Consider the following 13,629-nt stretch of genomic DNA (forward strand, 5'->3'; position numbering starts at 1 on the left):
GCACTGTCTCGGTCAACGCCAACGGCAGCTGGACTTACACGCCTGCCGCCAATTTCAACGGTGCGGACAGCTTCACCGTCACCGTCTCCGACGGCAAGGGCGGCACCGCCACCGCCACGGTCAACGTGGGCGTGACACCGGCCAATGATGTGCCGGTGATCGATCCGAGCAGCCCGGGCTTCGACCCCGTTGCTGGCAACTACAGCGTCACCACCGAAGAAGACACCGCTGTATCCGGCCAGGTCGTCGGCTCCGATGCCGATGGCGATGCATTGAGCTACGCCCTGGGCACAGGCCCCGCCAACGGTACCGTCTCGGTCAATGCCAACGGCAGCTGGACTTACACGCCTGCCAGCAACTTCAACGGCTCGGACAGCTTCACCGTTACCATCTCTGACGGCAAGGGTGGCACTGCCACCGCCACGGTCAACGTGGGCGTGACACCGGCCAATGACGTGCCGGTGATCGATCCAAGCAGCCCGGGCTTCGACCCTGTCGCTGGCAACTACAGCGTCACGACCGAGGAAGACACCGCCGTGTCCGGCCAGGTCGTTGGCTCCGATGCCGATGGCGATTCATTGAGCTACGCACTGGGAACCGGCCCCGCCAACGGTACCGTCTCGGTCAATGCCAACGGCAGCTGGACCTACACGCCTGCCAGCAACTTCAACGGCTCGGACAGCTTCACCGTCACCGTCTCTGACGGCAAGGGTGGCACTGCCACCGCCACGGTCAACGTGGGTGTGACACCGGCTAATGACGTGCCGGTGATCGATCCAAGCAGCCCAGGCTTCGACCCTGTCGCTGGCAACTACAGCGTCACGACCGAGGAAGACACCGCCGTGTCCGGTCAGGTCATCGGCTCCGATGCCGATGGCGACGCATTGAGCTACGCCCTGGGCACAGGCCCCGTCAACGGTACCGTCTCGGTCAATGCCAACGGCAGCTGGACTTACACGCCTGCCGCCAACTTCAACGGTGCGGACAGCTTCACCGTCACCGTCTCTGACGGCAAGGGTGGCACTGCCACCGCCACGGTCAACGTCGGTGTCACACCCATCAACGATGCCCCTGTGGCTGTGGCAGACAGCGCCACAGTGGCCGAAGGCGGTAACGTCCTGATCAATCTGGCCAGCAACGACGGCGATATCGACAGCACGCTGGATCTCTCCAGCATCGTCATCACGTCCGCCCCTGCTTACGGCTCCATCACGGTCAATGCCGATGGCACCGTCAGCTATCAACACGATGGCAGCGAGACCAGCGCTGACAGCTTCAGCTACACCATCCGCGATGCACAAGGTCTGGTCTCTGCACCGGTGAACGTGAGCATCACCGTCACAGGCGACAACGATGCGCCGGTAATCGATCCAACCAGCCCGGGCTTCGACCCCGTCGCTGGCAACTACAGCGTCACGACCGAGGAAGACACCGCCGTGTCCGGCCAGGTCGTCGGCTCCGATGCCGATGGCGACGCATTGAGCTACGCCCTGGGCACCGGCCCCGCCAACGGCACCGTCTCGGTCAATGCCAACGGCAGCTGGACCTACACGCCTGCCGCCAATTTCAACGGCTCGGACAGCTTCACCGTCACCGTCTCCGACGGCAAGGGCGGCACCGCCACCGCCACGGTCAACGTGGGCGTGACACCGGCCAATGATGTGCCGGTGATCGATCCGAGCAGCCCGGGCTTCGACCCTGTCGCTGGCAACTACAGCGTCACGACCGAAGAAGACACCGCTGTGTCCGGCCAGGTCGTGGGCTCCGATGCCGATGGCGATGCATTGAGCTACGCCCTGGGCACAGGCCCCGCCAACGGTACCGTCTCGGTCAATGCCAACGGCAGCTGGACCTACACACCTGCCAGCAACTTCAACGGCTCGGACAGCTTCACCGTCACCGTCTCTGACGGCAAGGGTGGCACTGCCACCGCCACGGTCAACGTCGGTGTCACACCCATCAACGATGCCCCTGTGGCTGTGGCAGACAGCGCCACAGTGGCCGAAGGCGGCAACGTCCTCATCAATCTGGCCAGCAACGACGGCGATATCGACAGCACGCTGGATCTCTCCAGCATCGTCATCACGTCCGCCCCTGCTTACGGCTCTATCACGGTCAATGCCGACGGCACCGTCAGCTATCAACACGATGGCAGCGAGACCAGCGCTGACAGCTTCAGCTACACCATCCGCGATGCACAAGGTCTGGTCTCGGCACCGGTGAACGTGAGCATCACCGTCACAGGCGACAACGATGCGCCGGTAATCGATCCAACCAGCCCGGGCTTCGACCCCGTCGCTGGCAACTACAGCGTCACGACCGAGGAAGACACCGCTGTGTCCGGTCAGGTCATCGGCTCCGATGCCGATGGCGACGCATTGAGCTACGCCCTGGGCACCGGCCCTGCCAACGGCACTGTCTCGGTCAATGCCAACGGCAGCTGGACCTATACACCTGCCGCCAACTTCAACGGCTCGGACAGCTTCACCGTCACCGTCTCTGACGGCAAGGGCGGCACCGCCACCGCCACGGTCAACGTGGGCGTGACACCGGCCAATGATGTGCCGGTGATCGATCCAAGCAGCCCGGGCTTCGACCCTGTCGCTGGCAACTACAGCGTCACGACCGAGGAAGACACCGCTGTGTCCGGTCAGGTCGTCGGCTCCGATGCCGATGGCGATGCCCTCACCTACGCACTGGGCACAGGCCCCGCCAACGGCACCGTCTCGGTCAATGCCAACGGCAGCTGGACTTATACACCTGCCAGCAACTTCAACGGCTCGGACAGCTTCACCGTCACCGTCTCTGACGGCCAGGGTGGCACTGCCACCGCCACGGTCAACGTGGGTGTGACACCGGCCAATGACGTGCCGGTGATCGATCCGAACGGCCCGGGCTTCGACCCCGTCGCTGGCAACTACAGCGTCACCACCGAGGAAGACACCGCCGTGTCCGGTCAGGTCGTCGGCTCCGATGCCGATGGCGACGCATTGAGCTACGCCCTGGGCACCGGCCCTGCCAACGGCACCGTCTCGGTCAACGCCAATGGCAGCTGGACTTACACACCTGCCGCCAACTTCAACGGTGCTGACAGCTTCACCGTCACCGTCTCTGACGGCAAGGGTGGCACTGCCACCGCCACGGTCAACGTGGGTGTGACACCGGCCAATGACGTGCCGGTGATCGATCCGAACAGCCCGGGCTTCGACCCTGTCGCTGGCAACTACAGCGTCACGACCGAGGAAGACACCGCCGTGTCCGGCCAGGTCGTCGGCTCCGATGCCGATGGCGATGCCCTCACCTATGCCCTGGGCACAGGCCCTGCCAACGGCACCGTCTCGGTCAACGCCAATGGCAGCTGGACCTACACGCCTGCCGCCAATTTCAACGGCGCTGACAGCTTCACCGTGACCGTCTCTGACGGCAAGGGCGGCACTGCCACCGCCACCGTCAACGTGGGTGTGACACCGGCCAACGACGTGCCGGTGATCGATCCAAGCAGCCCGGGCTTCGACCCTGTCGCTGGCAACTACAGCGTCACGACCGAGGAAGACACCGCCGTGTCCGGCCAGGTCATCGGCTCCGATGCCGATGGCGACGCATTGAGCTACGCCCTGGGCACAGGCCCTGCCAACGGCACCGTCTCGGTCAACGCCAATGGCAGCTGGACTTACACACCTGCCGCCAACTTCAACGGTGCTGACAGCTTCACCGTCACCGTCTCTGACGGCAAGGGTGGCACTGCCACCGCCACGGTCAACGTGGGTGTGACACCGGCCAATGACGTGCCGGTGATCGATCCAGGCAGCCCGGGCTTCGACCCCGTTGCTGGCAACTACAGCGTCACCACCGAGGAAGACACCGCCGTGTCCGGTCAGGTCGTCGGCTCCGATGCCGATGGCGATGCATTGACCTATGCCCTCGGCACAGGCCCTGCCAACGGCACCGTCTCGGTCAACGCCAACGGCAGCTGGACTTACACACCTGCCGCCAACTTCAACGGTGCTGACAGCTTCACCGTGACCGTTTCTGACGGCCAGGGCGGCACTGCCACCGCCACGGTCAACGTCGGTGTGACACCCATCAACGATACCCCTGTGGCTGTGGCAGACAGCGCCACCGTGGCCGAAGGCGGCAACGTCGTCATCAATCTGGCCAGCAACGACGGCGATATCGACAGCACGTTGGATCTCTCCAGCATCGTCATCACGTCCGCCCCTGCTTACGGCTCCATCACGGTCAATGCCGATGGCACCGTCAGCTATCAACACGATGGCAGCGAGACCAGCGCTGACAGCTTCAGCTACACCATCCGCGACGCACAAGGTCTGGTCTCGGCACCGGTGAACGTGAGCATCGCCGTCACAGGCGACAACGATGCGCCGGTGATCGATCCGAACAGCCCGGGCTTCGACCCTGTCGCTGGCAACTACAGCGTCACGACCGAGGAAGACACCGCCGTGTCCGGCCAGGTCGTCGGCTCCGATGCCGATGGCGATGCCCTCACCTACGCACTGGGAAGCGGCCCTGCCAACGGCACCGTCTCGGTCAATGCCAACGGCAGCTGGACTTACACGCCTGCCGCCAATTTCAACGGCTCGGACAGCTTCACCGTGACCGTCTCTGACGGCAAGGGTGGCACTGCCACCGCCACGGTCAACGTCGGTGTGACACCGGCCAATGACGTGCCGGTGATCGATCCAAGCAGCCCGGGCTTCGACCCAGTCGCTGGCAACTACAGCGTCACGACCGAAGAAGACGCCGCTGTGTCCGGCCAGGTCGTCGGCTCCGATGCCGATGGCGATGCATTGAGCTACGCCCTGGGCACAGGTCCTGCCAACGGCACCGTCTCGGTCAACGCCAACGGCAGCTGGACCTACACGCCTGCCGCCAACTTCAACGGTGCTGACAGCTTCACCGTCACCGTCTCTGACGGCAAGGGTGGCAGCACCACCGCCACGGTCAACGTGGGTGTGACACCGGCCAATGACGTGCCGGTGATCGATCCAACCAGCCCAGGCTTCGACCCCGTCGCTGGCAACTACAGCGTCACGACCGAAGAAGACACCGCTGTGTCCGGCCAGGTCGTCGGCTCCGATGCCGATGGCGATGCATTGAGCTACGCACTGGGCACCGGCCCTGCCAACGGTACCGTCTCGGTCAATGCCAACGGCAGCTGGACTTACACGCCTGCCGCCAATTTCAACGGTGCGGACAGCTTCACCGTCACCGTCTCTGACGGCAAGGGTGGCACTGCCACCGCCACGGTCAACGTCGGTGTCACACCCATCAACGATGCCCCTGTGGCTGTGGCAGACAGCGCCACAGTGGCCGAAGGCGGCAACGTCCTGATCAATCTGGCCAGCAACGACGGCGATATCGACAGCACGCTGGATCTCTCCAGCATCGTCATCACGTCCGCCCCTGCTTACGGCTCCATCACGGTCAATGCCGATGGCACCGTCAGCTATCAACACGATGGCAGCGAGACCAGCGCTGACAGCTTCAGCTACACCATCCGCGATGCACAAGGTCTGGTCTCTGCACCGGTAAACGTGAGCATCACCGTCACAGGCGACAACGATACGCCGGTGATCGATCCGAACAGCCCGGGCTTCGACCCTGTCGCTGGCAACTACAGCGTCACGACCGAGGAAGACACCGCCGTGTCCGGTCAGGTCATCGGCTCCGATGCCGATGGCGACGCATTGAGCTACGCCCTGGGCACAGGCCCCGCCAACGGTACCGTCTCGGTCAATGCCAACGGCAGCTGGACTTACACGCCTGCCGCCAATTTCAACGGTGCTGACAGCTTCACCGTCACCGTCTCTGACGGCAAGGGGGGCACCGCCACCGCCACGGTCAACGTCGGCGTGACACCGGCCAATGACGTGCCGGTGATCGACCCGAACAGCCCAGGCTTCGACCCCGTCGCTGGCAACTACAGCGTCACGACCGAAGAAGACACCGCCGTGTCCGGTCAGGTCATCGGCTCCGATGCCGATGGCGATGCCCTCACCTACGCACTGGGCACCGCCCCCGCCAACGGCACTGTCTCGGTCAATGCCAACGGCAGCTGGACCTACACGCCTGCTGCCAATTTCAACGGCTCGGACAGCTTCACCGTCACCGTCTCTGACGGCAAAGGGGGCACTGCCACCGCCACGGTCAACGTCGGTGTGACACCGGCCAATGACGTGCCGGTGATCGATCCAACCAGCCCAGGCTTCGACCCCGTCGCTGGCAACTACAGCGTCACGACCGAAGAAGACACCGCTGTGTCCGGCCAGGTCGTCGGCTCCGATGCCGATGGCGATGCATTGAGCTACGCCCTGGGCACCGGCCCCGCCAACGGCACTGTCTCGGTCAATGCCAACGGCAGCTGGACCTACACGCCTGCTGCCAATTTCAACGGCTCGGACAGCTTCACCGTCACCGTCTCTGACGGCAAGGGTGGCACCGCCACCGCCACGGTCAACGTGGGCATCTCGCCTGTGAACGACGCACCGATTGCGAGAAACGACAACCTCACAGCAGTCGAAGACACACCGGTAACCTACACGGCGGCCCAGTTGCTGGGCAACGACGCCGATGTCGACTCCGCCACCTTGACCATCGCCAGCGTCACCTCTGGCAACGGTGGCTCGGTCGTGTTGAACCCCAACGGCACCATCACCTTCACACCGAACGCAAACTTCAATGGTGTCGCGGACTTCACCTACACCGTCTCCGATGGGGCACTGACCTCGGCACCAGCCACCGTCAACGTGCAAGTCGCTCCTGTCAATGACGCGCCTGTCGTAGGTACAGCCTCCGCCACCTTGCTTGAGGCCAGCCTGTCGGGATCCAGCACCACACAGTCCGGCACCATCAGCGTCAGCGACATCGACGGCAACGCCCTCAACATCCGCTTGACCCAGCCCACAGTCAACCTGACTTCAGGCGGCACCGCTGTGAGCTGGAGCTTGAGCTCAGACGGCAAGACCTTGATCGGATCTGCGGGCAGCGCAGAGGTCATCCGCGCCACCATCGATGACCAAGGCGCATACAGCGTCACACTCTCCAAGCCGATTGACCACCTCACAGGACAAGGACAGAACACCGCCTCGTTCAACATTGGGGTCACGGCCTCCGATGGCAGCCTCAGCACGCTGAGTGCGCTCACGGTGAACATCACCGATGACACACCACAAGCCAGTGCGACCACCCACAACCTTCGCGTACGCACCGACTCCATTTCCGTCAACGACCTTGACGCGGGCTTCACCAGCGACACCTACATCAACGGAACGTCACAAGTCACCCGCACCAACGTCGACAGCCACGACACCCTCATCGATCGTCTGCGCTGGGGTGATGCAGCCACGAGTTCGGGCCGCTCTGGCTACGACCTGGTGGACAACGTCAACCTCACCAGCAGTACCGGCGCCTCCATCACAGAAGGCACACCATTCAAGCTGGGTGACTTCACGCACTCCAACTACGGGATCTACAGCGGCAGCTCCACCTTGGCCTACACCGACGTCACCATCCGCATGGATGTCGTGATCAACGGCGTCTCCACACCCATCAACTTCACTGTCCGACTCAACCACACCGAGACCACCAACAGCAGCGATGCCATCGCTTCACGCGACATCATCAACCTGCCCGCACAAACCGTCAGCGTGCAGATCGCAGGTCAAAGCTACACCGTCAGCTTGCTGGGTTTCCAAGACAGGTCTGGCAACATCGTCGACACCATCTACACCGACGAGAACACCAACAACAACACCTTTGGCATCTACGCTCAAGTCACCTCGACACAGACGCCCGTTCAAGCCAGCGGTGACTTGCTCAGCCAGGCTGGCGCAGATGGTGCCTACCTGTCGGAGGTGGTCATCGACGGCACACGCTACGCGTACAACCCCAGCAACGGCGGAAGCATCAGCGTGCTCTCTGGCACCAACCGCGGCACCTTCTCAACGGCAGAGCAAACGCTGTCGGTCAAGACCGCACTGGGTGGCACATTCCTGATCGACCTGGATGACGGCGGCTACGTCTACACCGCGCCAACCAACGTGACCACCAGCGCGGTGGACCGTCTGGACTTCACGGTGCGAGACACCGACGGAGACACTGCCAGCTCCAACGTCAGCATCAACGTGGCTCCGCCCGTCACAGTCACCTTGAGCAACAACGGTGTGCCATATCAAGGCAGCAGCGACCCTGAAAACATCACCGGCAGCAGCGGCAACGACACCATCTACGGTGGCGGTGGCGCCGATCAGATCTCTGGCGGCGGCGGCGTGGACACCATCTATGGTGGCCAAGGCAACGATGTCATGAGTGGTGGTCAAGGTGCCGACGTGTTTGCCTGGACCCTCAATGACCGCGGCACACCGGGCAGCGCCTACCACGACGTGATCACAGACTTCAACACAGCCAGCCGGGCCTCCGGCGGTGACGTCCTGGATCTGCGCGATCTGCTGCAAGGCGAATTGCACACCGGCACGAACGTGGGCAACCTCGACAGCTTCCTGCGCTTCGAAACCGTGGGCAGCAACACCCTGCTTCACATCAGCAGCACAGGTGCTTACGGCTCGGGAGGCTACGCCGCAACCAAGGATGACCAGACCATCACTCTCCAAGGCGTCGACCTGAGCAACAACAACTCGCTCACCAACGCCCAGATCATCCAGAACCTGCTCGCTGCCGGCAAGCTCATCACGGACTGATCAAGGCCGCAACGCGATCCCAACAAAAACGGCCCCCTCGGGGGCCGTTTCTCATTGTCACCGCCAACCGAACGTCAGCGCGCATTCAAAGCTTCATCACTGGCCCCGTCAACCCATCCAGTCCCAACTGGAACAACACGGGCACATCGGCGCCATCGCTCACGCCCTCTGCATACACCTGCAAGCCCAAGCCATGCAACATGCCCACCGTGGCCTGTACGAACGCTGCACGTGCGGCATCACGCGATACCCCCTGAATCACAGAGGCATCGAGCTTCACATAATCAAGACCCGCCTCAAACAAGAACTCGATGCGCGTCAGACGCTCCCCCGCGTGCTCCAAGCCAATGCGAGCACCCAAGGGCCGAAGCTGCTTGCACAACTCGCGAACCAGCTCGAAACGCTCCACAGCCGCACTCTCGGCAACCTCCAGCCACAACAGCCGGGTGGCCTTGGGTGAGGCCATCAGCAAAGCACGCATCCGCGGCACAAAGCCACTGTCCAGCAAAGACGCGGGCGACAGGTTGACGCCCCGTGGCACCCGATCCTGTGAAATCGCCTCCAGTGCCAAACTCACCGCCAAGGCGTCAATCTGAGACATCAAGGCCGTACGCAAGGCCATCGGCAACCAGGTCGAAGCCACTTCAAACGCACCATCGCGCGCCACCTGGAGACGCATCGGACACTCGTGATGCACCAACTTGCCCTGGCGGTCCACCACTGGGAACGTCACCAAACGCCCTCGGCGCTCCGCCAATGCCTCCAAAAGGCTTTGACGCCAGGCATCCTCACCCAGCACTCGGTCAGCGCCCTCGTCGCTATGACCCACCTCCACGGCAAACGGTCCGCGCGCCTCTGCACGTGCCAGCGCGGAATCCGCCGCGGCCAACACCTGGGGTTCAGACATGCCGCGCGCCCACGTCACCCCCCCCAGCGCAAACGACGCCGAGACACCTTCCCGGCTGAGCACCCCTTGCCAAGCTTGCACGCAGGCCTGCGGTGCCACCTCACGCAAAGCATCCACACCCTGCACACACACGGCAAAGTCCCCGCCGTTCAGGCGCCCCACACACGCACCACTGGCGCTCTGTGTCACCTCTCTCAAAGACTGCCCCAACTTTTGCAACAGAGCATCGGTCTGCATGTGCCCCAGGGTGTGGTTCAAGCCCTGCAGATCACTCACCCGCAAGAAATACAACACCCCGGTACCTGCGCCTTCTTCATCCTGCAAGGCACTGGCCAATTGGGTCATGAAATGGGCCCGATGCGACAACCCGGTGAGCGGATCGCAATGTGCCTGCTGACGCAGCACCTCCACCTGTGTGGCCTGCTCGTCGAACAAGGCCTTCAAACGCATCACCACACCATTCATCGCCCGAGACAAGCGCGCCAATTCCGGCACCCGTGGTTCCTTGACCGTGATGAAGCGACGCTCCATCAGTGCCTGCGCTTGCCCCACCGTGGCCTCCAGCGGTTGGCGGATGCCACGCACCCCAAAAGTGGCCAGCACACCGGACACCCCCCCCAGCAACGCCAACCATCCAGCCGTTTTCAATGCTCCTTCCCACAACTGAGCATGGGCAAACGCGGAATGACTCACCACTTCCACCGAGCCCAGGGCCCGCCAGCCGTCAGACACCTGAGCCACCCCCGGCGCAGACACCACCGGCATCAGATTCACGAACCACGCCGGCACAGCCGACTGCTGGCCGCCTGCGTCCGAGACCTGGTTGAACACCACCTTGCCCGTGGCGTCCTTCAACGTGATCCGTTGGTAATAGCCCGTGTCAAACATGGCCATCACCGCCAACTCCATCGCAATGGCATCGCCCTTTTGCTGTGACAGGTTCAGGGCCAAAGCCTGCGCGTTGTCGGCATTCTTCATCCGCAACTGCGTCTCCAGATAGCCCTGCGATGACGCCATCCACACCGCAAAACTGCCCAGAAACGCCAGCAACAGCGTCCCCAGCAGCAGCAACCAGATCTGACGAATCAATGACATACCTGCACCATCCTCACCACCAGCCTTCGGCCTTGGCTTTCGTTAACATGTCCCGCCAGCGTGACAAGCGGGCCGAAGGATCGCCGGCGCTGGACGCGCCCACCCCTTGCCACATGCCTTCGGCGTTGAAACTGAACACGGGTTTGAGATCCGGCCGGCGCGAAGCCGGACGAATGTCACCCAACAAATTGTCGAGAATCAGCGGCTCGGCCAGGGGGTCGCGGTAATACGCGAGCACCATGTGGGCCTGCGTGACGGCACCGATCTGTGCTCGCACGTACACCAGACGCAACTTGGCGCTGGGCACCCCAGCTGCCATCAGGGCAAAGTACTTGGCGATCGCAAAGTCCTCGCAATCACCCTGCCCCCGGTTCATCATCTCCAGCGGCGAAGCCCAGTAATCCAGCTGTCCCCACACATCCTTGTCATCACGGAACTGAATGGCGCGATTGAAGAAAGTGTTGACTCCCTTGAGACGGGACTCCTCCTCCAGATCTTGTGCCTCCATGATTTCTTGCGCCAGCAACTGCGCCCGCGCCGCCACTGAAGGCCCCAGGCGCTGCGCCTGCGTCAACATGCGCTCCGACACCCATGCATGACTGCCAACGCCGGCACACACCAGGCAAAGTGCCAGCAAGGCAGCTCGCACGCACCCCAGCCTGCTCCCTTCAGCACTGAAATGTCTGAGCAACAGTGAACGCCAGATCACACGCAAACGAAAGACTCAGCCAATGGTGCATCCCGATACGCCCCCCCATTCTGGTGGAGGCTGATCAATGCCGGATAATGTAAGAATCTGTAAGCATAATTTGATGCCAGAATGCCCAAATCATGACACAAGCCCTTTGTGTCACGGAGCAGCCACGGCGCCGTTTCGGCAGCTGGGCGGTGTTTGCGCACATGAAATTGAGGATTACGTGAACAACAAAACGATCAAGCTGAGCCTGACAGCCCTGAGCCTGGCCATCCTGTCCGTCACCGCCCACGCACAAAGCGCACAACCCACCGGTCTGGCTGCGGCCGTGCAACAGGCCATCAACAACAACCCTGACGTCACTGCGCGCCTCAATGCCCTGCGTGCTGCAGGCAACGAGGTGGATGTCGCCCGAGGCCAATACCTGCCCAGCGTCGACCTGACCGCCAGCGTAGGTCGTGACAACGACCGCATCACCTCGCGCAGCCCCACATCGCAAAGCCTCAGCCGCACCGGTCTGGCCCTGAGCGCCAGCCAGATCCTGTGGGACGGCATGGCCACGCGACAGGAAGTGACACGGCTCGATCACGCGCGCCTCACCCGCTACTTCGAGTTCCTCAGCACCACCGAAGACACTGCGCTGGAAGCCGCTCGCGCCTATCTGGACGTGGAGCGCTACCGCAAACTCGTCGCGCTGGCCGAAGACAACTACGTCCAGCACAAATACGCCTTTGACCAGTTGCAAACCAAGTTCAAGGCTGGCATCGGCCGCGGTGTCGATGCCGAACAGGCCAACGCCCGCCTGGCTTTGGCAGAGTCCAACCTGACCACCGAACTGGCCAACCTGCACGATGTCAGCGCCCGCTACCTGCGCATCGTGGGCGACGTCCCTTCCGCCACATCGACCACGCTGGGCGTCGACCTGTCCAAGGGCATCCTCCCGGGCAATGTCGACACCATCAACCAGGCCTTGTCCAAGCACGCCAGCATCAGTGCAGCCATTGAAAACCTGCGCGCTGCACAAGCTCAGGCCAAGGGCGCCGAAAGCCGCTACCAACCCACCGTGGAAGCACGTGTGCGCACAGGCGTGGGCAAGAACTTCGACGGCGTGCAAGACCAAAAGCGTGACAGCTCGGCAGAAATCCTGCTGAACTGGAACCTCTTCAACGGCGGCAGCGACAAAGCTCGCGTGCGTCAGTACGCCGACCTGCTCAACCAGGCCGCCGACCAGCGGGACCGCGCCTGCCGTGACGTTCGCCAGACTGTGGCCATCGCTCACAACGATATCCGCAAGCTGCAAGACCAGCTGGTGGCACTCGATCGCAACGTGCTGGCCATCGAGAAAGCCCGTGACGCCTACCGTCAGCAGTTCGACATCGGCCAGCGCAGCCTGCTGGACCTGCTGAACGCAGAGAACGAGCTCTACACCGCCAAGCGCTCCTACGCCAACGCCGAATCTGATCTGCAGTTGGCGTACGCACGCACCCAGGCCGCCAAACACAGCCTCACCAGCACCCTCGGACTGTCTCGCGACACCGAAGGCACCGAAGGCGCTCCACAGGACTGGCAGGCTGCCAACGATGCGGCCCAACGCTGCCCGGTGACGGCCATCGACGTGAAGGCCACCAGCCTGGGTGAACTCGATGCCCGCGCCCGCAAGCTCGCGGTGCCTGCCATCACCGAGGCCACTCCGGTGGTCGCCGCGCCCAGCGCACCCGCACCGGCGCCCTCACCCGCAGTGGTCACCGTCTCACAGCGCCTGCGCGACTGGGCTGACACCTGGATGGCGAAGGACGTCGATGGGTATCTGGCTTTCTACGCCAAGGACTTCGCCCCCAGCCGCAGCACCTCGGCCAAGTGGATTCAGGAGCGTCGTCGACTGGTCGGCAAGACCGGCACGATCGAGTTGACACTCGACAACATCCAGACGCAGGCCGTGGGTGACACTGTCGTGACGCGCTTCGACCAGAAGTACAGCTCCAGCAACTACAAGGACAACAGCGTCAAGGTGCTGACCTGGAAGCAGATTGACGGCAAATGGGTCATCGTCAAGGAAAGCAACCGCTGATCGCGGCTCAGCTTCTCTGACCAACCCCACAAGGCGTCCTTTCAGGACGCCTTGTCATTTCAGGGCTTGTCAACGGTTTGACACACACCGGTCGCAGACTCGCGGCTTTCTGGTTGTCTCTCATCGTGCGCCCCCTTTCCTCTCTGCC

General features: G+C 62.9%; 4 protein-coding genes. 2 read left to right on the forward strand and 2 right to left on the reverse strand.

Translation table 11 applies throughout. The features are described from left to right. Positions 1 to 8,717: Ig-like domain-containing protein (locus WIT60_RS15265; protein ID WP_339584732.1), on the forward strand; the 8,717-nt coding region annotated here is incomplete at its 5' end. 85 nt (positions 8,718 to 8,802) lie between these two features. Here WIT60_RS15265 and WIT60_RS15270 read toward each other — a convergent pair. Further along, positions 8,803 to 10,719, reverse strand: a complete 1,917-nt coding sequence (locus WIT60_RS15270) for a bifunctional diguanylate cyclase/phosphodiesterase (protein WP_339584733.1) — start codon at positions 10,717 to 10,719, stop codon at positions 8,803 to 8,805. 13 nt (positions 10,720 to 10,732) lie between these two features. Then, positions 10,733 to 11,368 (reverse strand): transglutaminase-like cysteine peptidase, encoded by a 636-nt coding sequence (locus tag WIT60_RS15275; RefSeq protein WP_339584734.1) that lies wholly within the window; start codon positions 11,366 to 11,368, stop codon positions 10,733 to 10,735. A gap of 268 nt (positions 11,369 to 11,636) precedes the next feature. On the opposite strand from WIT60_RS15275, the gene WIT60_RS15280 reads away from it, so the two are divergent. Beyond that, positions 11,637 to 13,481: a TolC family outer membrane protein gene (locus tag WIT60_RS15280; RefSeq protein ID WP_339584735.1), complete on the forward strand. Its 1,845-nt coding sequence runs from the start codon at positions 11,637 to 11,639 to the stop codon at positions 13,479 to 13,481. Positions 13,482 to 13,629: the final 148 nt, after the last annotated feature.

Source organism: Aquabacterium sp. G14 (assembly GCF_037482285.1).
Lineage (GTDB): Bacteria > Pseudomonadota > Gammaproteobacteria > Burkholderiales > Burkholderiaceae_C > Aquabacterium.